Source organism: Desulfogranum marinum, assembly GCF_963675105.2.
Taxonomy (GTDB): domain Bacteria; phylum Desulfobacterota; class Desulfobulbia; order Desulfobulbales; family Desulfobulbaceae; genus Desulfogranum; species Desulfogranum marinum.
Genome location: NZ_CAXXRO010000003.1, coordinates 75,827 through 100,836, shown reverse-complemented (window position 1 = coordinate 100,836; position 25,010 = coordinate 75,827). Strand labels below are relative to the sequence as shown.

The 25,010-nt window shown below is 43.2% G+C and carries 14 protein-coding genes; 10 read left to right on the top strand and 4 right to left on the bottom strand.

Going from position 1 to position 25,010, the window contains the following annotated elements; all coding sequences use genetic code 11:
- Positions 1–337 precede the first annotated feature (337 nt).
- A complete protein-coding gene (locus tag ACHZCY_RS07375; protein WP_319548392.1) occupies positions 338–2,326 on the bottom strand; it encodes a methyl-accepting chemotaxis protein in 1,989 nt (662 codons plus the stop codon).
- A 1,023-nt stretch (positions 2,327–3,349) separates the two neighbouring features.
- Between ACHZCY_RS07375 and ACHZCY_RS07370 the strand changes: the two genes are divergently transcribed.
- The 8 genes from ACHZCY_RS07370 to panB all read left to right on the top strand — a co-directional run bounded on the left by ACHZCY_RS07370 (position 3,350) and on the right by panB (position 17,906).
- Positions 3,350–4,519, top strand: a complete 1,170-nt coding sequence (locus ACHZCY_RS07370; protein WP_319548391.1) for an ATP-binding response regulator — start codon at positions 3,350–3,352, stop codon at positions 4,517–4,519.
- Positions 4,497–5,888 (top strand): sigma-54-dependent transcriptional regulator, encoded by a 1,392-nt coding sequence (locus tag ACHZCY_RS07365; RefSeq protein ID WP_319548390.1) that lies wholly within the window; start codon positions 4,497–4,499, stop codon positions 5,886–5,888. Before ACHZCY_RS07370 ends, ACHZCY_RS07365 begins: the two co-directional genes overlap by 23 nt.
- A 138-nt stretch (positions 5,889–6,026) precedes the next feature.
- Positions 6,027–9,611 carry a PAS domain S-box protein gene (locus tag ACHZCY_RS07360; RefSeq protein WP_319548389.1) on the top strand — a complete coding sequence of 1,195 codons (3,585 nt, stop codon included), beginning with the start codon at positions 6,027–6,029 and terminating at the stop codon, positions 9,609–9,611.
- A gap of 364 nt (positions 9,612–9,975) precedes the next feature.
- Positions 9,976–12,993, top strand: a complete 3,018-nt coding sequence (locus tag ACHZCY_RS07355; RefSeq protein ID WP_319548388.1) for a hybrid sensor histidine kinase/response regulator — start codon at positions 9,976–9,978, stop codon at positions 12,991–12,993.
- Between the two features lie 28 nt (positions 12,994–13,021).
- Positions 13,022–14,728 carry a PhnD/SsuA/transferrin family substrate-binding protein gene (locus ACHZCY_RS07350; protein WP_319548387.1) on the top strand — a complete coding sequence of 569 codons (1,707 nt, stop codon included), beginning with the start codon at positions 13,022–13,024 and terminating at the stop codon, positions 14,726–14,728.
- Between the two features lie 311 nt (positions 14,729–15,039).
- Positions 15,040–16,056 (top strand): glyceraldehyde 3-phosphate dehydrogenase NAD-binding domain-containing protein, encoded by a 1,017-nt coding sequence (locus tag ACHZCY_RS07345; RefSeq protein WP_319548386.1) that lies wholly within the window; start codon positions 15,040–15,042, stop codon positions 16,054–16,056.
- A 67-nt stretch (positions 16,057–16,123) separates the two neighbouring features.
- A complete protein-coding gene (locus ACHZCY_RS07340; protein ID WP_205221546.1) occupies positions 16,124–17,068 on the top strand; it encodes a ketopantoate reductase family protein in 945 nt (314 codons plus the stop codon).
- Position 17,069: 1 nt separating this feature from the next.
- A complete protein-coding gene (panB, locus tag ACHZCY_RS07335; protein WP_205221545.1) occupies positions 17,070–17,906 on the top strand; it encodes a 3-methyl-2-oxobutanoate hydroxymethyltransferase in 837 nt (278 codons plus the stop codon).
- A gap of 230 nt (positions 17,907–18,136) precedes the next feature.
- On the opposite strand, the gene ACHZCY_RS07330 is transcribed toward panB, so the two are convergent.
- The gene (locus ACHZCY_RS07330) at positions 18,137–18,643 is read right to left on the bottom strand and encodes an RcnB family protein (RefSeq protein WP_205221544.1); all 507 of its coding nucleotides are present in this window, start codon (positions 18,641–18,643) and stop codon (positions 18,137–18,139) included.
- Positions 18,644–19,012: 369 nt separating this feature from the next.
- Here ACHZCY_RS07330 and ACHZCY_RS07325 point away from each other — a divergent pair, with 369 nt between their 5' ends.
- Complete coding sequence (locus ACHZCY_RS07325) at positions 19,013–19,882, top strand: hypothetical protein (RefSeq protein WP_319548385.1); 870 nt, start codon at positions 19,013–19,015, stop codon at positions 19,880–19,882.
- A 242-nt stretch (positions 19,883–20,124) separates the two neighbouring features.
- Complete coding sequence (locus ACHZCY_RS07320; RefSeq protein WP_319548384.1) at positions 20,125–22,245, top strand: ATP-binding protein; 2,121 nt, start codon at positions 20,125–20,127, stop codon at positions 22,243–22,245.
- 236 nt (positions 22,246–22,481) lie between these two features.
- On the opposite strand, the gene ACHZCY_RS07315 is transcribed toward ACHZCY_RS07320, so the two are convergent.
- On the bottom strand, positions 22,482–22,991 hold the full coding sequence (locus tag ACHZCY_RS07315; RefSeq protein WP_319548383.1) for a site-specific integrase: 510 nt from the start codon (positions 22,989–22,991) through the stop codon (positions 22,482–22,484).
- 936 nt (positions 22,992–23,927) lie between these two features.
- Positions 23,928–24,800 carry an alpha/beta hydrolase gene (locus ACHZCY_RS07310; RefSeq protein WP_319548382.1) on the bottom strand — a complete coding sequence of 291 codons (873 nt, stop codon included), beginning with the start codon at positions 24,798–24,800 and terminating at the stop codon, positions 23,928–23,930.
- Between the last annotated feature and the right edge of the window lie 210 nt (positions 24,801–25,010).

Below are 25,010 nucleotides of genomic sequence, written 5' to 3'. Positions count from 1 at the left end.
AGGGTAATAGCAAGTTTTTAGGTGAGATTTGCTTGAAATTAGAAGAAGTGGTAGCCGTTTTCATGCCAGCTCTTCACTCTTTGATATATTGCCATTTATGAACAAAGCAATAATACCAGAGAGTGAAGAGCTGGTTTTTGTTAAGCAGGGATAACCGATAACTGTTGAACGGCACCCCAATTTCCTCGATCAGGCGTCCTCGCATGACCAACCGTAGCTCGGCCGCCTGCTTGGACCGACCTGGAGCACAGGTCGATCGGTTACTGGTTCAGATTACGCGGTTACCTCTTACACTCAGGTGAACGATTACGAGAACAACACAAGTTGAGTTTTTGCATTACACTTTGAACCTCTTGACCAGGACATCAAGTTGTTCAGCAAGCCGTGAAAGTTCTTCAGCACTTGATTGTACTTGTGTGCTACCGCTGTCGACTTCACTTGAAGCCTGGTTAACCATCGCAATTTCTTTGGTAATATCACTTATAGCAACCGTACTCTGAGCAACATTTTCGTTTACCTCGGCTATCCCTTCTGACACCTGAGCAACGTTGGTTGATATTTCAGTAGTTGCTGCAGATTGCTGCTCAACCGCTGAAGCAATAGAATTGATGACGCTGTTGATATCGTTAATAATTTCGCTGATATCGTTCATGTCGGTCACTGTGATATGAGTTGTGTCCTGCATCTCTTCAATTTGATTTTTTATATCAACCGTTGCTTCAGCTGTTTGTTTGGCAAGGTCTTTTATCTCATTGGCCACAACAGCAAATCCTTTGCCTGCTTCCCCTGCTCGAGCAGCTTCAATTGTTGCATTTAAAGCTAGCAGATTGGTTTGCTCGGAAATCTCGGTAATAGTTTCGGTAACTCTACCGATTTTATTTGCGCTTTCACCAAGTTGGCTCATCTTTTCGGATGTAGAAGTTGATTTGACAACGGCCTTCTCGGAAACAGATCTTGCACTTTCAGCGCTTCGAGCAATTTCTCCTATTGTTGCAGACATCTCTTCTGTGGCAGATGCAACCATACCGGTATTAGCAGAGGATTGTTCCATAGCAGCGGAAACTGAGTTGATGTTAGCACTCATCTCCTCTGCTGCAGCGGCAACGGTTTCAGCCTTATGGGACGTTTCGTTTGAAGCCGTCATCAATTGATTTGATACACTGGCAAGCTCAGTGGAAGATGATGACAGAGTTCCCACCCCTTGAGTAATTTCTTGAATCATAGCGCTAAGTTCGGAAACCATGTCGTTCAGAGCTTTAGCCATCACGCCGATTTCATCTTTTTGATTGATAGGCAATTTCGAAGTGAAATCCCCGCCGGCAATTTTTTGGACAAACTTCACGGCAAGCTGTACCGGAGTGGTGATTGAACGGGTGAGAAATATGGAAATTATTATCCCGATTACAAGGGCAACACAGGCTATAATCAGCATTATGGTTATAGAGGTACTGCTCTGTTTTTGTAAACGTGGCCCAAGTTCATCTTGCTCTGTTTTGACGGACAGCTTAACGTCTTCAACTGCTTGCGCCACTTGCGGACCGATTTTGTCAAGCGAGTTGGTAATGATGCCGTTCCTCTCATAAATGATTCTTGTGAGCTCCTCATAAGCGGCAATATATGCTTGGGCTTCTTCTTTCACCTTGACCATGAGGGCACGGCGCTTTGGATTTTCAAGCATAGAGTCAAGCGTGTCTAATCCTTTGAATATACTTGAAAATTCACTTTTGATTCGATCGAAATCTTCAGGTGCATTGGTAGACAGAAACTTTTGACCATAAAGCCGTCCGAGTAACATATGACGCAAGACGATACCTGCTTCATAGGCTGCCTCGGCATCACTGTCATTTTTTGCTGAAGCCATGATCTCTGTCAGAGCTTTCTCCATACTCGGTCCTGCTTTCTGTAAACTTCCATTGACGATGGCGTCACGTTCTTTACGAATTTCCACTACCCTGGCAAAAGAAGATTCATAGGTCTTCAGAGCCTGTGTGACTAGATCTATTTTTGCAGCTCGCTCAGGATGCTGAATTTCCTCATGAGCGGTTTCGAGAAAACCATTCACCTTTTCAACATAGTCTTTATACTGCTTTTGATCCTTTTCACTGCCGGTGATAATGAAATCTTTCACGTTCATGCGTACCATGAGCATATTTGCCTGAAGCCTTCCGGCCAGGTTCGTGTCGCGTGCCAGCCCTCTATATGTAACAAAACCATCCGTGACCCCGGTCAGCCCTTTCCAGCCAACAAATGAAACAATCACCAGTAACAGTAGCACTAGAGCAAAACCACCACCGATCTTTTGAGCAAGTGACAAATTTTTCATCATTTCTCCTTTTTTATTTCTGATTACCCATGAAACTCAGCCATTTTTTTCGGGACTCGGGAGACAGATTAAATTTCTCAGTACTGAGGTAGGGGACTGATTTTTTTTCATGGTTTTTTATGAAAATTAATCTGTCTCCCGGGTTAAAAAGAGAAATAAAATCAGTCCCCTGTCTGTTTCGATAGATAATTGGCTGAGTTTTGTACGTAATCAAATTTTTATTTGTATGGCAAGAAAGCCATGAACATGATGAACCAGCAGGTCCCAATCCCACCCGCTTAGGAAGCCGGATTCATTTTTAAATATTGTTGCTATTCTGAAAACTTACCGCTTGATACAAATTTTGTTTAGCTAATGCCGCAACACGTCCTGTCTTGAAACTATCAAAAGCATGAATAATGCCAACACGATCTCTCTTCGCTGAAAAAGGGGGTACTCCCTTTATTCTATTTGAAATTATTCGTTATTTTTGGGTTCGTATGAAAAAACAGATAAAGAGATGACACTGCCGAAAACGACAAAGTCGAGTCAAAGGAGGTAGTAAAAAGGATACCTTTTGATGCGCAATTTTGAGATAATGCCTATGTGAAATTGCCTGAAAGTCACCTAACTTGCTTAAAAATATAATTATTTTTCGGTCTGTGCATGGTGGTGTTTTTGCCACCCTGTTGCACGTCAATTGGATGAGTGAGAAGTAAATGACAACAGGGGGCGACCTGGTAAGGTGGTATTTTTACTACCCGCTGAATTTTTTCAAACAATCAGCAGCCAGTGCAGCAAACATAAAAATAGAGCTTTCTGTTTCAGTAAAAAGAGCATGAATAGCTCAACAATTTGATACAATAGAAAAAAGCTGTGTTTATCAAAGGAAGATAGAGGTGCCTGCAATTGAAACAATCTGAAAATACGTGTTCTATGACGGCACGAATAGTGCTTGAAGAATAGACAGCCAATGAAAGATGTCGCCCCGCTACGTGCGACGACATCGGTTCGAATTGGACGTAATTACGTAAATGGAACCCAATTATGAAATATAAAGAGACCTTCTATTCAAAATTTGGAGAAAAGAGCGAGGCACTCTTCAAAGATTTGCTCTATGAGTATAAATACCTGCAGTCTTTGCAGCGTGTGACTCGTGGAATCACCCATAATTATAACAATATATTTGCCGGAGCAACCGGTCAGCTCTCCCTGGATTCTACAACAACATCAGACCGGGAGCGACTGGCCACCTTCTCCTCCCTTATTGATCGCGGCATACATAACACAGAGGTCCTTTTCGCTTTTGCACGATATAGAAGTGGCGAAAAAGGTTGCCACAGCCTGCAAAGAATACTTTATCAAACAAGAGACGTCCTGCAGGCAATATCTCCAATGGCCATTATCCATATAAACAATGCAGATGATTTTTCAAAAATTGAAGGGGATTTTAACGAGCTGGTCCTTATGTTGTTTTATCTTGTCGAAAATAAAATCGAGGACTTGCAGAAAAACGACAGAATTATTTTTGATGTGAATCTATCAAGACGGCACAATGAGAAGGAAATGGTCTCTGTCATTATTAAAAGTGAAACCCCGTTTAATAGATTAACAAATTCGTACAAAGGGGTTGATTTTTTTGCCCCCCCTGGTGAGGAAAATACCCTTTCCGGGCTAGGTTTACATATCAGCCGGGAAATAGCTAAAAACCATGGGGGAGAGATTCGGGTAGATAACAATGAGCACTTTTCGTCCTTCATCGTAGTCTTACCGACAAGTGAGCCGAAAAAAATCCCGGTGCCTCCTCCTGTTGAATCTAATACGCCAGTCCCTGAAAATCATGCTGTCGGACGTGAAAAGAAGGTATTTTTTCTTGTTGAAGACGACAGCGTACTTTTAAAATATCTTGCGAGTGGGTTGCAGCGTAAAGGTCATATAGTATTTTCGACAGAGAGCTGTGCAGAAGCTGTTGAGGAATTCAAACTTGTCAACCAGGTTGTCGAAGTAGTGTTGATTGATATCGGTTTAACGGATTGTGATGGTTTTGAATGCATGAAACAGCTTTCCGAAATCAACAATAATGTACAGACAATTTTTATGTCCGGAGATATTGATTATAACAATGGCCGCATGCCTCCAGAATCGTCATCTCTCATAAAACCTTTTACCATAAGGCAACTGGAGGAATTGGTTTATGCCTATACCATCAAAGATTAATGTGGATGAAGAGGTGCGAGTCCTCGTCGTTGACGATGAGATACATATTGTTAATTTTATTTCCGACACGCTTACCAACCATGGATACGATGTTGATGCATTTAGCGACCCTGAAGCAGCATATCGAATTTTACCCGATAAAAAATTTGATCTGGCACTTATCGATATCAATATGCCACATATTGACGGCACTGAACTATCCAAAGCGTTTCGTAAACATAATCACGATGCTGAAATTATCATTATCACCGGTGCTTCTGATGAGAAAAACCTGGATCCTTGCCTGAAACTAGGCCTGACGCACTTCCTCTTTAAACCATTCAATAAATCACAGTTGCTCTATACTGTCTACGCGGCCCTTCATTTCCAACGATTACGACGATCTTACATCGCAGACCTGCAGAATTCGACACAGAGTAAACTCGTGGGGATTTCCAAGTCCATAAGAGAGGTAAAGCAAGAAATAAGAACAACGGCTCAGGTAGAGCTTCCTGTTCTCATCACTGGAGAATCAGGGACAGGAAAGGAAATCATTGCCCATGAGGTACACCATGTAAGTAACAGGCGAAAAAAGGCCTTTCTTCCTATCAATTGCGCGATACTCGGCAGTCTCGCTGAGTCAGAACTTTTCGGCCACGCGAAAGGTGCTTTTACCGGGTCCCACACCGCCACCAATGGGTACGTTGGTGCATCTGAAGGCGGCACACTTTTTTTGGATGAGATTGGAGAGCTTTCAATAAACATACAGGCCAAACTTCTTCGCTTTCTTGACAGCGGCGAATATATGAGGGTTGGAGAATCAAGCCTTAGAGTAGCAGACATTAGAATTGTGGCAGCAACCAATAGAGATCTTGAATCGATGTGCCGGGAGGGGACATTCAGGAAAGATTTATTTTATCGTCTATCAGGGCTTACAATACGTACAACACCTCTTCATGACAGAAAAGAAGATATAACACCTCTTATATGGCACTTTCTCACCCAATTTGGAACCTCCCACAGTAGAACATATGATATTTCGTCGGATGCTTGCACTTTGCTGGTGAATCATGCCTGGCCGGGAAACGTTCGCCAGCTTAAACAAACCTTGTTTAAAATAGCTCAGCTCACTGCAGGAAACAAAATCCTTTCCCATGATGTAGAAAAAGTCATTGGTGCACCAATCAGTTCAAGTCATCAAACGTTCAAGCAGGCAAAGCAGGAGGTAGTGGAGGATTTTGAACGAAGGTATCTGATCAAGACACTCCAAATTTCCAAGGGCAACCTGAAAAAAGCTCTTGCATTAAGTGGAATGCATAAAAAAAATTTTTACACCAAGATTAATAACCTTGGGCTTTTCCTAAAAGATTTCAATCCAAATAAAACATGACAATTCGATTACATGGTAAACATACGAGTTTTTTTTTATAGCAGCCATAACTCGATGTATCCAAATAAAACGATAAGGCATTAAGAGTGTGGATATCCTATTGCCATGGATCGATTCATATAAGCACAAGGTAATTTAATGGCCGGTAATATTACTTTAACTGTAGATGAATTAAGGGGAAAATTAAAGTCTGCAGGGTGGGTATTAGGCATCTGTTGGCTGCTAATCATAGGCGGCTTTCTATGGTGGGAGCTGTCTGCCTACAAAAATACGATCATAGATTTGGCGACAACCGAAGCCCGTGCCGTTTTTAATAAAGATCTTGAATATAGACGTTGGATAGTATCCCTCGGAGGCTTATATGTCCCAATTACACCTGAGTCTTCTCCTGATCTTTATTTGAAAGATGTTGATCAAAAAGAAATCATCACTAGTTCAGGTAAAAAACTCACCCTCTTAGACCCTGCCTACATGACCAGAGAAATTCATGAACTTGCAGGGAATCAGTACGGCACACGGGGGCACATTACCAGTCTGGACCCTTTGTGCCCTAATAAAAAACCCGACCAATGGGAAAAGGACGCACTGAGAGCCTTTTCCAACGGAACAAAGGAAGTCGTATCGCTACGTTTTGTTGAGGGTGAGGAATATCTCCGTCTTATGCGCCCTATGATCGGAGAAAAGCTATGTCTAAAATGCTATGCCGATCAAGAAGGCTCCAAGGAAAAGGATATGTGTGGCGGTATGAGTGTTTCCATTCCAATGGCAGGCTACAGGACTATTGAAAAACGCCATATTTTCACCATGGCAGGTGTGCATTTCGTCATATTCCTGCTTGGAATAGGTGGTATTCGCTCAAGTTTTATCGGCATTAATCGCTCTCTAAAAAAAAGTATGACCACAGAACGTGCTCTAGAAGATAGCGAGAACTATTTAAAAACGCTTGTTAATGCAGCAGACAATGTCGCATTTCTAACAACTGATCTTGGAGAAAAAGAGGCCAGAATTACAGGATTCAGCCCTGGCGCAGAAAATATTTTTGGGTATACAGCTGATGAGATCATCGGCCAAAATAGTAAAATACTGCATCCTCCAGACAGCGATACTCATTTTCTAAAGATGCGAGAGGCTCTTCAACATAGCAAAAATACGTGCGCACAAGAAAAAGTACTATTAAAAAAATCTGGAAAACCTTTCCACGCATTATTCTCCGTTCGTCCACTTTGCGACAGTGATGGAAAAGTAGTTGGGACCATAGGCGTAATAGTAGATATTTCAGAACAGAAAAAATTTGAAGCATCTCTACAACAAAGTGAGAAAACAGCCAGAGCGCTCCTCAACGCCATCACCGAATCTGCCTTGCTTATTAAACCTGATGGTACGCTGATTACCATGAATGAGTTGTCCGTACAACGACTCGGTCGCAGTGTGGATGAGCTGATTGGAAAACGTGTTTATGATTTCCTTCCTGAAAAGATCGCTACTTCTCGAAAAGGTAAAATTAAATCAGTTGCCAGAACAAGGCAGGCCTGCCGTTTTATTGATGAGCGGGAGGGTATTATCTTTGATAATAATATTTACCCTCTTTTCGATTCAGACGGCAGCATCAACCAGTTAGCAATTTTCTCTCGTGATATTACAAAAGAAAAAAAGGCTGAAGAAGCACTTTGGGCCAGTAAGCAAAAGTTTCAAAACATTTTTCTGCAGGCCCCGATAAGCTATCAGTCTTTGGATGAAAATGGAAAATTTTTAGAGGTGAATGCGACCTGGCTAAATACAATGGGGTACACCAAAGAGGAGGTTATCGGCAGAAATTTCAGTGATTTTTTAGTTCCTGAATGGAAAGACCATTTTGCAGCAAATTTTCTGCGTTTTATAGCCGTGGGTGAATTACTGGGAATTGAGTTTGAGATGGTCAAAAAAAACGGAAACGCCATCCTGGTATCCTTCCACGGGAAAATAGGCACAGGCGTAGACGGCCAGTTCGAAAGAACCCATTGTGTTTTTGATGATATCACACATCAGCGAGCAGCAGAAGAGACACTGCTCAATGATCTTGCACTCAATAAATCTATAGCCGATATTTCTAAAGAGTTACTGTCAGAAGAATATAATATCGAGAAGGTTGCAGAGGCAGTCCTTGATGCCGCCAAATCCCTGACACACAGTGAACACGGACTAGCATCTTCAGTCGATCAAAAGACCAACGAAAACATTTGCCACACTTTAACGAAAATGCTCGAGAAAAAATGCAAAGTTAAAGAGGGGAAATTTGTATTCCCAATTGGTGAAGATGGTACCTACCCTGGACTTTTGGGGCATGCCCTGAATACAAAAGAACCGTTTTTTACCAACAATCCAGACGCTCACCCCCATTCAAAAGGGCTTCCGCCTGGACATCTCCAGTTGGTAAATTACCTGGCAGTACCAGTGATGGCCGGCGACAACTTGCTTGGCTTAATAGCACTTGCAAACTCTAAAAGAAGTTTCTCCCACAAAGATATTTCCACTGTCGAGCGTATTGCAGAAATCTTTGCCCTGGCAATTCACAGGCAGGAATACGAGACACAACGAATGGAGATGGAACAAAATCTCCGCCAGCTGCAGAAGAACGAAGCAATAGGCACTCTGGCAGGAGGAATAGCACACGATTTTAACAACATACTCGCCCCGATTATTGGGTATACAGAATTTTTAAAAGAGGACCTGGAAAAAAGCAGTCCCTTACTCGAAAATGTATACCAAATCCTTGCTGCTGCCGGCAGAGCTAAAGAACTAGTGGGACAGATTTTAACCTTCAGTCGGGACCATAAGCAAGAAGTGATTCCTTTAAAACCGCAATTGGTGGTTAAAGAGGTCGTGAAACTCATCAAAGCGACACTTCCCTCTACCATTGAGGTACAACAAAAAATAAATGACAAATGCTACGCCATACTGGCTGACCCAACCCAGATACATCAAGTTGCCATGAATTTATTAACCAATGCCTACCATGCAATGCAGGATGCAGGCGGCGTTTTATCCGTCTCTTTGAGTAATTTGTATTTGGAAAAAGATCAGTCCATTGGAGATCTTAATGCAGGGCCCTATGTTGTGCTGACTATTGAGGACACCGGCACCGGTATACATAAGGCTGCTATAGATAAAATATTTGACCCGTATTTCACGACAAAATCTCAAGGAAAAGGCACTGGACTCGGCTTGTCTATGGTGTATGGAATCGTAAAAAAATATAAAGGAAATATACAGGTAGAAAGTAGTCCAGGAAAAGGGACACGGTTTCAAATTTATCTACCTGCTATTGAACAGAAAATGAACACACATGAGCACTTACGGCAAAAGCAGGACGCTAAAGGTAATGAGTCCATACTGCTTGTTGACGATGAAATAGCTATCTTGGATATTGAGAGGATACTACTTGAACGCTTAGGCTATACTGTAACTGTTTTTGGAGACAGCACTGAAGCCCTGCAGGAAATTGTATCTTTTCCTGAAAAATACGATTTATTGGTCACGGATATGACCATGCCTAAACTTACGGGAGAGCGCCTTACCTGCGAAATCAGGAAAAGAAACATACCAGTACCCATAATCATATGTACTGGTTTTAGCGAGAGCATGACCATGGATCGAGCTCATTTTATCGGCGCTGATGATTTATTGATGAAACCTGTTTCCGGTTCTCAACTGGCTACCGCAGTCCGCAAGCACTTGGATGCCTAAATTGTAATGAAACCTAAATCTTGCATGTCAAACATGACAAAAACGCTTTTAGTTATGTTTTTCCAGCCTGTTATCGGTTTTGTCAACAAGAAATCAATTCACTTTTAATGTGAGTTAGGTTTAAGAGCATTTTTCTCATGCTTGCCACCCTTCGGGATTGCCGATTTTACCGAATCTGCTTTGTTTGCGCACACTTGAAGTACTACAGTACGTCTGCGTGTACGCAGCCTCGCACCTTCGGCAAACTTGGCAATTGCAGGATTTAGGTGAAATATTATTCATGTACACTTTTTACTAAAATTTGCCTTGTCAAAATAAGCGACAAGGCATCTCCATATTTATCAAGATAGTATTGGTGTTGCCTATGAGATTTAATAATAAAGGTCGCATTACTGGGGGCTGGAAGAACTTCGTAAAAACGACTTTTCTTGGCGTTACTGCAATTCTCTTTGTTTTACTTGCATATTCGTTTTCTTACGCAGCAGTTAAAAAAAGAGTCCTCTTGGTCAGTTCTTACCACCCGGCATTTCCGACTTTTTTTCAGCAAATAGATGGAATTAAAGATAGATTTTCAGGGGAAGATATTTATCTCGACATCGAATTTATGGATTCGAAACGATTCCCCGGCAGTGTTAGCAGGGGGCAGTTCATAGAATTATTAGCATCAAAGCTTTCACGGACAGAACCATATGACGCGGTCATGACTGCCGACGATAATGCACTTGTCTTTGCCCTGGAACAGCAAAAAAATCTTTTCAAGGATACACCTATAGTCTTTTTCGGCATAAACAACCGGCTGCTCGCTCAACAGCAAAATGACAATCCCCTGGTAACCGGGATTGTCGAAGCAGTATCAATGAAAGATACCATAGAACTTATTAGCAGGCTGCAGCCCGAAACGAAAAAGGTGATAGCGATTGTTGACGGCACGCCTAGTGGTCAAGGCGATTTAACTAAATTTCATCAGATAGCAGAACATGTTGATACGGTGGAATTATCTGAGATTTCGTTAACCAGGCTAACATGGCAAGAGTTGGCAAAAACCCTGCAAAATGTTTCCAGCGACAGCGCTCTTTTACTTCTGTCAGCATATAAAGATAAAAACAATGTTACCATGGAGTTTCAGGACAGCCTCAATTTCATTAAGAATCACAGAGCTGGATCCATATATCACCTTTGGTATCATGGCATTGGTAGTGGTGTGGTTGGTGGAAAGGTAATCAGCCAATATGAGCAAGGAAATGTTGCCGCAAAAGTTGTCCTCAACGTGCTAAATGGAGCAGCAGTTGAGCAGATAACGGTAACTGAGGATAGTCCCAATAGATATGTTTTTGATTTTCATCTTCTGCAAAAATATCAAATACCCATATCCCGGCTTCCAGCCGAAAGTATCGTTTTAAACCAACCTTCTTCGTTCTATAAAGAGTTTAAGCACATCATTTGGGGAATCACCTGTGGGTTTGTCGTTCTTTTGTTAGCCTTGTTTTTTTCCATGCTCAATATTGTTCGCCGAAAAAATGTTGAGAGACAATTAAGAGCGGGTGAGGAGAAGTATAGAAGTCTTATTGAGGGAACATCCGATGCTGTTATTTCAATAGATAGCCACGGGTCGGTTGTGTCGTGGAATACGGGAGCAACAAACATGTTCGGCTTTAGCCCCGGTGAGATTGTCGGCAAGCATATAGGTGCCATTACTCCGAAGGAGCTGCGGGGACAGCAACGCAAGATGCTTGAAAAGGTACGGGCAACAGACGATCACCAACGGTATAAGACTTTTCGACTGACCAAAGATGGTACAAAGGTACCAGTCGACATTCTATTACATAGAAAGTGTGATGCAGATGGAACCGTTATAGGAACATCTGCTTTTATCAGGGATATAACTGAACAGCATAACATCGAAAAGGCTTTACGGGCGTCGGAAATGAAATTTTCAAAAGCCTTTCAAAGTGCACCTCTGTTGATGACCATAAGTGCCGTTGAAGATGGAGTTTATTTAGATGTGAATGATGCCTTCACCCAAACCACAGGGTACAGGCGGGAAAAGGCTATAGGCACGAGTTCCGTGGAGCTTGGTTTTATAAATGTGCAAGCCAGGGATCAAATCAAGCAGGAAATGATCAACAAAGGATATGTGCATGACCTGGAGCTGGAGCTGAAAAAGGCTGATGGGTCAGGCCTTTGTTGTCTCTACTCCGGGGAATTTATAGAGGTGGGCGGCACCAATCGCCTCCTTTCGATTGCAACTGATATTACAGCGCGAAGGAAACTGGAAAAAGACTTGCTGCAATCGCAAAAAATGGAGGCCATAGGGACCTTGGCTGGAGGAATTGCCCATGATTTCAATAATATACTTGCTGCGATGATCGGTTACACCGAGATAGCTCTGGAAGAACGCCATCCTGCAGCAAACAGAGCGAGACATTTAAACAAGGTCTTGGATGCTGGCGAGAGAGCAAAAGGTTTGGTGCGGCAGATACTTACCTTCAGCCGCCAAAGTAGTACGGAAAAAGTCCGGATACAATCGGCTGACCGTGTTCAAGAGGCGTTAAAAATACTGCGCCCTTCTTTGCCCAGTACTATAGAAATAAGTACAGACATTGATCCCGAAGCCGGGGTGCTCTTTATGGGCGCCACACAGCTGAATCAAATAGTGATGAACCTCTGCACAAACGCTTTTCATGCCATGGAAAAGAAAGGCGGAAAGTTGAGCGTCTCGTTAAAAAGGGCGACTGTTGATTCTACAGGATATGTTCAGTTATCCGTTAGTGATACAGGGGCTGGTATTGATCCTGGTACTAAAAAAAGAATATTTGAACCATATTTTACGACAAAGGAAACTGGAAAAGGTACAGGGATGGGGCTTGCGATTGTCCATGGACTTGTGACGAGTTACAAAGGCTTTGTTTCCATTGACAGTGAGTTGGGTAAAGGAACAACCGTACATGTGTATCTTCCCGCATCACAAGGCCGCGTTGATGGGAATTCGGAAGCGGTCTGTGCTGTGCCGACAGGTAACGAAAGCATTCTTTTTGTTGATGATGAAGAATTGATTACCACGATGGGCAAAACCATGCTCGAAAGGCTTGGTTATAGGGTTACCGCCAGCACCAGTAGTTGTGAAGCGTTAGAAACGTTTCGGAATGAACCCGATCAATTTGATCTTGTGATCACAGATCAGACAATGCCAAAAATAACAGGTGTCGAACTTGCACAAAGGATGATGCAGATTCGACCCGACATCCCCATAATATTGTGCACCGGTTACAGTGCCATTACGTCTGAAACAGAGGCAAAGCTGTTGGGGATAAAAGCGTTTGCTTATAAACCGCTTGTCAAAAAACAGTTAGCGGGACTACTTCGATCGGTTTTAGATTCGTAATCGAACCAGATGCAATGGCTTTTAGAAAATGAGACCCGGCAAAAAACAGTTTCAATACAAACAAACAAATGTATCCATCTTTCTCCGCAAGATATTTACTTGTATCTTTATTTCTTTTTTTATCATTGGCAATACCCAGTCAGATGCTTCTGAAAAGGTGATAATTGGAATTCTTGCGAAAAGGGGAGAGCAGGTAACCTTCAAAAGATGGCAACCTCTCGCTAAATATCTGGACCAACAGGTGCCGGGATATCACTTTGAAATACTTCCCCTTGATTTCGACCACATCTCTAACGCTGTTGCCAACCATGCCGCGGATTTCTTTTTTATAAATTCCGGTATCTTTATTGAGCTCGAAATGAAATACGGTGTGCGTCCCATCGCAACCGTACGTACACTACGGGGAGATAAAGGGGTTTCTTTGTTTTCCGGTTTGATTATCACCCGTGCCGACCGCACAGATATCCGCTCTTTTAAAGACCTTCGCGGGAAAAATTTCGCGGCAGTAAAAAAGAACTCTCTTGGCGGTTGGCTCATGGCCAAAAGAGAACTTGAAGGGGCTGGGATAAATACTGATCATGATTTCAAGAATTTCATTTTTGCCGGTACCCATGATGCAGTTGTGTACAAAGTTATGCAAGGAGTTGTCGACGCTGGTACTGTTCGATCAGATACCCTTGAGCACATGTCCAGAGACCACTTGTTGGACATAAAAAAAGTCAAGGTTATGCATGGCGATAAAGTACATTACAATTTTGGATTAGGTGAAAAGGATTTCCCTTTTCCCCATAGTACAGATATTTATCCGGAATGGCCCATGGTGAAACTGGCAAGTACGCCGGATGAACTTGCAAAAAAAGTTGCTATTGCTTTACTCAACATCAAGGGAGACGAACAGGCCGCCAAACAAGCAGGTATCAAAGGATGGGATATCGCCCGAAATTATCAACCCGTCCATGACCTTTATCGAGAATTCCGCCTCGGTCCATATCGTGAGATCAAGCACTTGAACCTGATAGATGTATGGGGAAAATTCTGGCCGATAATTACCTCGTTGCTCATACTGTTAGGGACCTTATGCTGTTGTCTCGTTATTCTTATGCACTTACGCTCCAGACTCATAAAAGCCAATCACCGTATCACCCATATGGCGATGCATGACCCATTAACCCTTTTACCAAACAGACGCTTTTTTCGATCACTTGCACTCCGTGCTTTTTCCCAGGCACGAAGAGAAGAGTGGAAAGTGTATTTACTGCTCATCGATTTAGATGACTTTAAAGTGGTTAATGACACGCATGGGCATGAATATGGAGACGCATTGTTGCGGCAGGTCGGCAACCGTATTCGTATTGTTTTGCCAGTTGATGAAGGCGTCGGCATTCCGCGCAATAAGGCTGTGCTGCCGCTACATAAGCAAGCGACATCGGATGGCGTTCTTAGAGCGGAGGATTGTGTGGCACGCCTTGGTGGTGATGAATTTAGCTGTTTGTTAATTCATGTGCAGAATTTAGAAGACGCCTTATCCATAGCCGAGAGGATCGTTCAAGCAATCGAAAAACCTTTTGATATTTTTAACCGTCAATTTTTTGTCGGAGCAAGTATCGGGGTCAGCGTATATCCGGATGATGGAGACAGTCTGGATGAATTATTCAAAAAAGCCGACATGGCAATGTATGACGCAAAACGATCTGGAAAAGGTACTTACAAGACATACGATAAATCATCTGGTTAACATGATCCTGCCTGGAAACCAATCTGGAGCTGTCACCTCATGACCTGTATGATGAGATAGATCTGTTTTTTGGCTGTCATTGCAAAATAACTGTTCGACTTGTTATAACCTTCCAGCTTGCCGGGCCAAAGGGAAGGCAATTTTCACAGATTAGTCCTTTAAAAGAGAAAAAAGTGTCATTATGGGGTAACAAGATTGCCGTTTCTTTTGTATATGAGCTGTATCAGCCCTTGTAATGATGGATTTTGCAAGGTGCGAGATAGGGGCTGGAAGCTGGGGCAGTAATTAGAAGTTGCAGGAAGAACACATACATGAGTATTCGCATTGCTATTAATGGATATGGAAGAATAGGGCGTTGCATTTTGCGGGCGCTTTATGAATCAGGGAAACGGGAAAAACTGCAGATTGTTGCCATTAACGAACTGGCAAGCCTGGCATCCATAACCCATTTGACACAGTTTGATTCAACCCACGGTAAATTCGGTGGTACTGTTTCCTGCGACGGGACCAATCTGGTGGTAAACAAGGATGTCATAAAGATCACCTGCGAAAAGGATATCTCCCGTTTGCCCTGGAAAGATTGTGAGGTAGATGTAGTTCTGGAATGCAGTGGCTGGTATAGTGACCGCACAGCAGCAGAGCAACACCTGCAAAGCGGGGCCGGCAAGGTTCTGTTTTCCTGCCCTGCCCAAAGTGATGTGGATGCGACCATTGTCTATGGCCTCAACCATGAACTGCTTACCGCCGAAAGCAGGATCGTCTCCAATGCGTCGTGTACAACCAATTGCATTAGCCATGTCATATATCTTCTCGATCAACTCTGTTCCATCGAGAGCGGAGTGATCACCACCACTCATTCGATGATGAATGACCAGCCGGTGATTGATGCCTACCATAATCCAGATTTACGAAAAAGCAGGAGCTCCGGTAATTCAATTATCCCGGTTGACACCGGGTTGGCAAAAGGCATAGACCGCTTGTTTCCGCATCTACAAAATCGGTTTAAAGCGGTTTCTCTGCGAGTGCCGACCATGAATGTCTCTTTAATGCAGCTGACGGCGGCTGTAAGAGAGCAGGCAAGTGTAGAGGCTATAAATGCGGTGTTTAAACAGGCTGCCGATGGAGAGTTGAATCAGGTGCTGGGGTATACGGATTTACCACTGGTATCGTGCGACTTTAATCATGATCCACACTCAGCTGTATTGGACAGTAACCAGACCAGTACCAGTGGCGATACCCTGGTTAACCTCATGGCCTGGTTTGATAATGAGTGGGGGTATGCCAATCGAATGCTGGATACGGTCTTGGTCATGATGCACTGTAAATGATGCTCTATTGTAGCAGTTGATTAAGGCGTGGACTCGAGAACCACACGATTTTTGAAGGAGAGAGCATATGCGGGTAATTATCTTTGGTGCAGGGGCCATGGGGTGTTTGTTTGGTGCATGGCTGTCGCGTGTGGCGGAGGTTGTGTTGTATGACATTCAATCGGAAACGGTGGAGAGTATCAGCAACAATGGGGTGGTTGTTACTGGTATAGACGGAACTGTGGACAAGGCGAAAGTTGAGGTAATCAATCGGGTAGAACAGTTTCAGGGCAAGGCAGACCTGGCGGTTGTTTTTACCAAAAGCCATGCTACAAAAAGTGCGGCACAGGCTGCAAGGACCGTTTTGAGTCACGATGGTGTGGTCGTTACCCTGCAAAACGGGGTGGGTAATGTGGAACAGATTGATGCTGTTTTCGGATGTCCAACGGGCGTGGCTGGAATTACTGCCCAGGCAGCCAATACTATCGGCCCAGGACATACCCGTCATGCCGGCATTGGGATGACATGGCTTGCAGGTTCACCCGGACTGAAGAAGGTTGAACAGGTGCAACAGCTTTTTCAGCAAGCCGGCATAGAATGTGGCTTGAGTGAAGATGCTCAGGGGCTGATCTGGGGAAAACTGTTGGTCAATGTGGGGATAAACGCACTGACAGCACTGTTAAGAGTACATAATGGGGTGCTGGCAGAGGTTCCTGCCTGTAAGGATATTATGGAACAGGCCGTGTCCGAAGCGGCTGCAGTTGCCGATGCTCTCGGTATCAGGCTGCCTTACCGTGATCCTATGGAAGCCGTGGTCAGTGTGTGTCGGGATACGGCAGCGAACAAGGCCAGTATGCTCCAGGATGCCTTGCGGCATACTGTCACTGAAATTGATGTAATTAATGGGGCGATTGTTGCTAAAGGAGGAGAGGTCGGGGTGGCAACACCTGTTAATGATCTCCTTACCCGCATGGTTAAGGCGCTGGAAGCAACCTATGAAAGACGTATTGACGAGATAAAACCAGAGGCATGATATGAAAAAGCTGACAATACCGGATATAAAAGCACGCAAAGGTGATGAATCCAAAATAGCCATGCTCACCGCATATGATTATCCCTGGGCAAGGATGATAGACCAGGCTGGGATTGATATTGCCCTGGTCGGTGATTCCCTGGCCATGGTGGTGCTTGGTCATACAGATACAGTTTCGGTTACCATGGAGGAAATGTTGCATCATACACGTGCGGTCGTCCGTGGAACGGAGCGTGCCCTGGTTGTTGCGGATATGCCTTTTGGTTCCTATAACAGTTCTATACCCGGGGCTGTCAAAAATGCGACTCGCTTTTTAAAAGAGGCCGGGGCTGATGCGGTCAAACTCGAAGGTGGGCGTAATGTGGCCGATACCGTGGAAGCTATTGTGGATGGGGGGATCCCGGTTATGGGCCATATTGGCCTCACTCCGCAGACTGCGACCTCGCTCGGCGGATTTAAGGTACAGGGAAAAAGTGCTGAGGCGGCACGCCGTTTAATGGATGATGCTTTGGTCTTGGAGGATGCAGGTTGCTTTTCTCTGGTCCTTGAAGCTATTCCCGCGCCTATTGCCGAGAAAATTACCGCTTCCGTCACCATTCCGACCATCGGTATAGGTGCTGGGGTGGACTGTGACGGACAGGTACTGGTCACCCATGACATGGTCGGTCTGTTTGACGGGTTTACCCCGAAATTTGTGAAGCAATATACCCAAATGCGTGAGTCGATTATAGAAGCCATCGGCCAGTACAGGCATGAAGTGCAAAACAGTACTTTTCCCGAGCAGGTCCATAGTTTTGCCATGCGACCTGAGGAAATGGAAAAACTCAAGGACCTTTAATCCGGACTACCTGGGATTTGATCTGACAGGTTGCATAAGCCGGTCTCGACTTTGCCTTGCTGCCCATCATGAAAACGGCTCTCTCGGAAATGTACAGAAGCGTGTTATCTATCGAAAAATGTACGAAATTGATCTCTTGGATTGAGCAATGTTAAGTTCAAAGTTCAGGTGCTGAAATTACCTGAACAGGAACAAGGTCATTTTAGAGTGATTTTTATCAGTAACGTTAACTACATGCTGCTTATATCCTGGACTGCATCAACAACCATTCCTGTTCCTACCGCCATTAGCAGGATGTCGTTCGCCACGCGGACATAGCGATTTCCCTTAGGCGGTTTACCGAGCTGTGCAACAAGAGCAGAAGGAAGATCGTAGTAGACGACATCGCTGGGGAGCGGGTGACCCTTTTTCCATTTTTTTGCCTGACCTGGAGGCATGCAACCATTATTCATTTTGGCGAGGCCAGGTGGACAGTGGCCACGGCGATACCCTTCCAGATAATAATTGCGGATGACCTTCTGCTGCTTGTTATTGAAATAGACATTTAAATTGATAACATCACTGTATTTGTCGTGAGAGAAGCTGTTGCTCTTATCTTTTTTGTTATTTTTCGTACTATTCCCTTTATTATTGCCAGCCCATGAAGGCTTATCAGCCTGGGCGGGCAAGGAAAAAGCAAGCAGCAAGGTAGTTACCAGGATAAGGAAAACGCTTGTATTTAAAATATTTTTACTCATAATCAATGACGATTAAAAATTTGATATTTACACACAGGTTTGCTCACGTATGAGGTTCATTCAATTTCCAATACCCCAGTCTATCAAAACAGGGTTTCAAAATGAAGGGTAAAACATATCAATTATTGCTTTTATTGAGAATGTTCGGAGATAGTCGGAAGTAATTTGGCATGCGGAAATGCACAGGAATAACCCTAATCGTACTTATTTTGCTCTATTTTAACCTTTCCACTCGATATGATAGTAACTCGATAAAAGATTGAATAAGTTATATAGTGATATCAAATTTGTTTAGTTTCGAGTTCATTACTGCTTGATGAATACCTCTTCCTTTATCGTAAAGGACGAACAGATGCCAAAGAAAAAAATATGGGGAAAATTAATCTGTTGCTCTTGCTGTTTATGATGTTCAATGTTCAAGCGTTTGCCCAGGAGGAAGTAATCTGGATGCACAACGATTATCCTCCTAACAGATTTTTGTCTGAGCCGTATTTTGGAGAGGGTGATTGTGACAGTGCAATGCTCAGCGCCCAAGAACATCTCTCAGAAGATCGCCATATTTTACGTAATTATTCCTTTGGACGTTTCCTTAAATTACTCAAATCGAAACCTAACTACTGTACCTCCTGTTTACTGAAAACCCCTCAGCGAGAAGAATTTGTATTATTCTCTAAGCCGTTCAATTATTCTGAAAATAATATGCTCATTACACGAGCCTCAGATGCAAAACTATATAGTCCATACCTCGACAGCGATGGCAAAATTGATCTAGAAGCCCTGTTGCAATCAAAAAAAGTTGTCCTGGCAACTAATCACGGAAGAAGTTACGGGGCTTATATCGACAGTATTCTAGTGCCGTTTAGAGATACCGAAGCAATAACGACTATCAGCAGCCACAGTTCTCTGCAATTGATGTTCAGGCGTCTTGTAACAATGCAGCCGTATGATGCCTTATTAGGGTATTCAACCGAACTTATCTGGCATTCTGGTGAATTAAAAATCCCATTGAAAGAATTTGCTATCTATCAAATTAAAGGAATTGATGACTTCGATAGCAAATCATACGTTTATTTTGCCTGTTCAAAAAGTGAAACAGGAGAAAGAATCATTGCAACCATAGACGCCAATATTAACGATATTCGCAAGACGTCAATGAATAAATACAGGCATTGGCTTGACGAGGAAGCCCGTGAACGACACATCAAATTCGAATCTCTATTTTATAGAAAAAATCCTTAAATTGAGCAGGATTTCTCTGGGGCTTTCCTTTTAACATATCGAAATAGTGTGTAAAAAAGATGTTCAAGACAGCCTGGTTTAAAAATGCGAGATTGCGCAATTTCATAGTAGGTAGCCTGTTCATAGGCCTGCTTATACCTGTCAGTATTTCCAGCTGCCTAACTATTTATTGGGAAAACAAAAAACTAAGTAATAACCTTGAGGAATTCCATTCCCGCAGTGTGGAGATTTTGGCAGCCAACATGCGTGAACCCATCTGGGACGCCAGAGAGGATTTTGCTATGGAGATTGCTGATGCGTTTATGCAAGATCAACGTATTGTTGGGATTACAGTGACTGACCTGGAAACCGGTACACTTTTTTTAGAGGAAATTAGAGAAAATGGGCAAATAGGAAACCTGTTAACAAAAAAGGCTGTTGTTTTGCACGAAAAGCAGGTTGCAATCGGTGAAGTAACCCTGATCGTCACAGATTTTTATATGAAGGAACAACTGCGCGAGTACAGTCAGCAGCTTATCTTCATTTTCGGAACTCAGCTGATTCTCGGACTTCTTTTGTTATTGCCCCTGATTTATGAAAAGATACTTCGTCCCCTTTCTCAGCTCAGAGTCCAAGCTGAGAAACTATCCAACAATGAATTAGACACTGCTTTTTGTTGGGAGCAAGGGGACGAATTCGGCTTGGTAGGTAAAACATTTGAACGTGCAAGAACTGTAATCAGCAGCATGATTCATGAGCTTCAATCCGCCAGGATCAAGGCTGAGTCAGCTGGCGAGGAAAAAAGTCTTTTCCTGGCCAACATAAGTCATGAGCTTCGCACTCCTTTAAATGCAATAATTGGTTTAAGCCACCTCACCCTTCAAACATCACTTGCCCGGCAGCAACGTGACTACGTCAATAATATCGACGTATCAGCAAAAAAACTCCTTCGTTTGCTGGGAAATACGCTTGATTTTTCAAAAATAGAAGCGGGAAAACTTGAGTTGGAAGACATATCTTTTTCCCCGCAGGATATTCTGAATAAGTTGAATTCTCTACTTCATCCTCAATGTGAGGCAAAAGAGATTAATTTTTCGCTTGATGTCGCTAAGAAAATTCCGGTTCGTTTGCTCGGCGATGCTCTTCGCCTTGAGCAAATATTGATTAATTTAGGCTCTAATGCCGTAAAATTTACCCATAATGGCAAAATATCCGTTGTTGCTGATATTGAGAAGGAGACAGAACACGATGTAATTCTCAGGTTTAGCTTTATCGACACGGGGGTAGGATTGAGCCAAGATCAGGTTGACGATTTGTTCCAGCCGTTTCATCAGGCCGATGCATCAACGACTCGTAACTATGGTGGCACAGGACTAGGGTTGGCAATTTGTAAACGACTGGTTGAAATGATGGGAGGGGAGATAATTGTTACCAGCGCATTAGGAAAGGGCAGCACGTTCAGCTTCACCGTTCGACTTGATAAGGCAAAGAACGATCATGTAGTAGTACCAAATTTTTCAATGAATCAGGCTAAATCGTTATTGGCAGGGTATCGTATCCTGTTGGTAGAAGATAATGAAATTAATCAGCACGTTGCCTACGAATTACTCCAGAAGGTCGGAATAGAGGTAGTCTCTGTTCGCACGGGTATAGAAGCCATTAATGCAACAACGGAAGATTCTTTCGACGCCATTCTCATGGACCTGCAAATGCCGGAAATGGACGGTTTCAGGGCAACGGCTGAGATCAGGAAGTACTATTCCTCTTCTGAGCTTCCAATCATGGCCATGACGGCTGATGTGCAGAAAGAAACTCGAGAAAAATGTCTAGCTACAGGCATGAACGATTATATTTCCAAGCCGATTGAGCCTTCGTTTCTGTATGAGAAGTTAATACACCAACTGAGACCGGATGTCGAACCGGAATTGGTTACAAAAACTACTGACCTCGGAAAACAGGTCTTTGATATTGAAAAAATTCCCAGGTTACACGGGGTGAACCCAAAACTAAGCTTGATTAATATGGATCATAATGCGGAATTGTACCGGAAAATATTGCGGCGAGTATTCAAAGATTATCATGATAGAGGAAAAGATATACACCAAAATTTGCTAATGGGGGATTATAAGACTGCTGGTCAATTAACGCATACCATTAAAGGTGTGTTTGGGACATTGGGTGCAGAGCAGCTTTATGGCGTAGCAGGTGACCTGGAACAGGCAATTATAACTGCAGATATAGAGCGCATTGCTCATCTTATAACCATATTCACCTATAATTTTGAAAAATTTATGTATTCACTTGAAAATTTTATCCTTCAAGAACAAGATTCCTTTACGGATACAGAAGCACTTAAAAACCTAGCGACTGCTCCACAATTTTAAAGCTAAGCCACGACTCATTCCGATTATCGATTGACCTACTCTATACATATTTTAACCGCGCGAAGCGCTTGCTTAGATTTAATTTTTTCCTGTCCATGACCGATGCTGACAAGTTGGTCTTCACTCCATATCTTTCCCCAAATGTTACTCCATTTCCATGATCATTGGAGGGGCCACCATCATGCTACCAGCACAAAAACAAGTGGTGAGGCACTATGCGAGGTAATATTACCGTATCACCGAGAATCAGCGTGCCTCAGGATAACCTTACTAACAATTTCGATAGGATTAGCTGACCTGGAAGCATAGGTGGCAGAGTGACGGCGAAGGTCATGGGGAAGTAGTTTAATGCCGACCATCTCACCGGCCTTCCCGACTACTTTCCTTGCACCTGTATAGGTGATTGGAAAAATAAATTGATTAGAAGAAATGGATGTGCCTCGAATGAAATTCTGCAGGCGACTGCTCAGCTTTTCTGGTATGAAGATAATCTCTCGCTCCCGACCACTTTTGGGTGTGTGAAGCAGAAGTTTTTGTCCATCAATATCTTGCGGTTTGAGCCCAGGCGCCTCGCTTATTTTCATGCCGCCTCGGGCCATCAGTTCAAGGCGTAACCTATTTCGGATATTCAGTGTCCTGAAAATTTCCTCATCTATGTTGTCTTTATCAAATATTGTCCAATGATATTTTTTGGGCTTTGGGAAATGGTTTTTAGCAGCAGGAGACAGGCATGGATTTCTCATCATAGGAAGCAAAGTGGTACCAAGTAAACGGGTTTCGTAAGGTGTGGGAATATCTTGCCGGAAAAGAAGCGGTTTGAGATTGAAGATTTTTGGCCGGGATTTTCAGCTTTTGAAATAAAGCTTCTTGGTGAGCAGGCAGCGTTAATATAGCCAACTCAGACGTCTTGCTTTTCTTTTAATTTCAAAACTATACATACTTCCTGTAAATTAACAGGCGAGAGCCGGTTCCCCCCACCCGTTGTAAACTGCCTATCCATAAAGCGCTTCAACCCACCGAATTGCTTTAGTGTCATTGACCTTCCCGAAGAAATACCGCAGAGTTGTTGAAAGGTAGGCATGGCGCAGGCTGACCTTGCTGACAATTTCTATTGGAGTACCAAGCCTTGAGGCATAGGTGGCTGAATGGCGGCGGAGGTCGTGTGGCCGAAGCTCTATCCCGAATTTCTCATGAGTTTTTTTATTTTCGACTTAAGTTTTTGATATTTATAGAAAATACGGTAGCGCTAAAAAACAGACTGTTTTTTCGTCGATAATCAAAAAACTCACCCTCCGGGTCAGCGGATTTTTCCGCAGACTCTTTGTTGCAGGCCATTTGCGGTAGCTTACTATCGGAGTCTACGCTTAACTGCTGCGTGTCTTGCGCCTCGATCTGCGAAAAACTTCACTGATGAGAAATCCGGGCTATATTGACCAACTTTCCACCCTTCTTCACCATTGACCGGGCAGCAACGTATGATATCGGAAATATACGTTCATCGGTGCCGAAATTATTGGCTTTTACATACTTGTTTAACTTTACCAGGATTTATCGTGGAACATAAACTGTCTCTTTCGCTCATCCACTTTTTGGGGTCTGGATGTTCAGGGAGCTGTCCTGGATATCGCGAGGTGTGAGGTGTCTTTTATCACAAGATATTAATAGGCCTCTTTTTTTTTTTCTCAGGCTCCATTGAAAGACGTTATCATCCCGCCGGATGGATATTCGTTTCCCAGGTTTTTTTCAAAGACAGGACTAAACTTGTGTTGAGCCTTAATCCATTCAACGATATCACTCATCACGTTTTCAGCCTGAAGGTCTCTTAAAAGCATATGATATCCATTTTCATAAACGATCAATTGTGGCCGTACTTGATCCTCCCTCAAAGGTAATCGTTTGTACAATTTAAAAACCGGCTCACGGGGTATTATTTCATCTTTTTCACCATACAAAATTAATGTATTCACCCTTAGAAGCTCTGCGTTCCTGTAGGCTTCATCCATCAAATTCGATAAACCGTAGAGAGTATCAACTCTTGTAGCTTTAATAACCAGGGGGTCTTTGCCTAATTCCTTGAGCATTTCAATATTATCTGAAGCGGTAATCTCAAGAAATTCTCCTGTCACTTTTTTCCAGGGCAGCGTATGCGCTGCAATGCATAAAAGCCACCTTTGATAAAAAGGCATCTCGGATCGAGCCCACACGGCAGGAGCGACAAGTATGACGCCTTGTATTTCAGCAGGATTTTCTTTTGCCAAAGCCGCAATGGCTACAGCGCCACCCATGCTGTCTCCCAGGATATAAACAGGAAGAGAAGGATATGTTTGGGAAACATGCGTAATAAAAACAGATAAATCTTTTACCATCGCTTTGGTTCCAGCCCACCGTCCCTTTGCTTTGGTCGCTCCAAACCCTCTCTGATCATATGAATAGACTGCCAGGTGATGATCATTGAAAAACGCGGCAGCATTTTTGAAAGAATTGGAATAGTCGTTGAAACCATGCACCGCAATAATTACACCAGCTGTTGCGTGGTCAGGGAGCCAGACTTTCATTGGCAGTTCAACTCCATCATATGAGGTGAATATGTCCTCTGAAAGGCCAGGGAGATTTGGTTCTGCCTGCGGAAATACTGCAAAATCGGGAGAGCATGCTGTCAGAAGTAAGAGCATGCAAATGTTTAAAAAAGGATAGGCTCTTTTATATCGAAGAGATGGGAGGATCTGCATTGCAAGCTGAAAGGAAGATAGCGTACGGTAAAGTAT

What these genes read in the sequence shown, in the direction of transcription:
- ACHZCY_RS07315 (WP_319548383.1), bottom strand. Translation starts at nt 22,991, where the DNA reads ATGATGAGAAATCCATGCCTGTCTCCTGCTGCTAAAAACCATTTCCCA.
- ACHZCY_RS07340 (WP_205221546.1), top strand. Translation starts at nt 16,124, where the DNA reads ATGCGGGTAATTATCTTTGGTGCAGGGGCCATGGGGTGTTTGTTTGGT.
- ACHZCY_RS07370 (WP_319548391.1), top strand. Translation starts at nt 3,350, where the DNA reads ATGAAATATAAAGAGACCTTCTATTCAAAATTTGGAGAAAAGAGCGAG.
- ACHZCY_RS07350 (WP_319548387.1), top strand. Translation starts at nt 13,022, where the DNA reads ATGAGACCCGGCAAAAAACAGTTTCAATACAAACAAACAAATGTATCC.
- ACHZCY_RS07330 (WP_205221544.1), bottom strand. Translation starts at nt 18,643, where the DNA reads ATGAGTAAAAATATTTTAAATACAAGCGTTTTCCTTATCCTGGTAACT.
- ACHZCY_RS07345 (WP_319548386.1), top strand. Translation starts at nt 15,040, where the DNA reads ATGAGTATTCGCATTGCTATTAATGGATATGGAAGAATAGGGCGTTGC.
- ACHZCY_RS07375 (WP_319548392.1), bottom strand. Translation starts at nt 2,326, where the DNA reads ATGATGAAAAATTTGTCACTTGCTCAAAAGATCGGTGGTGGTTTTGCT.
- ACHZCY_RS07325 (WP_319548385.1), top strand. Translation starts at nt 19,013, where the DNA reads ATGGGGAAAATTAATCTGTTGCTCTTGCTGTTTATGATGTTCAATGTT.
- panB (WP_205221545.1), top strand. Translation starts at nt 17,070, where the DNA reads ATGAAAAAGCTGACAATACCGGATATAAAAGCACGCAAAGGTGATGAA.
- ACHZCY_RS07360 (WP_319548389.1), top strand. Translation starts at nt 6,027, where the DNA reads ATGGCCGGTAATATTACTTTAACTGTAGATGAATTAAGGGGAAAATTA.
- ACHZCY_RS07310 (WP_319548382.1), bottom strand. Translation starts at nt 24,800, where the DNA reads ATGAAAGTCTGGCTCCCTGACCACGCAACAGCTGGTGTAATTATTGCG.
- ACHZCY_RS07320 (WP_319548384.1), top strand. Translation starts at nt 20,125, where the DNA reads ATGCGTGAACCCATCTGGGACGCCAGAGAGGATTTTGCTATGGAGATT.
- ACHZCY_RS07365 (WP_319548390.1), top strand. Translation starts at nt 4,497, where the DNA reads ATGCCTATACCATCAAAGATTAATGTGGATGAAGAGGTGCGAGTCCTC.
- ACHZCY_RS07355 (WP_319548388.1), top strand. Translation starts at nt 9,976, where the DNA reads ATGAGATTTAATAATAAAGGTCGCATTACTGGGGGCTGGAAGAACTTC.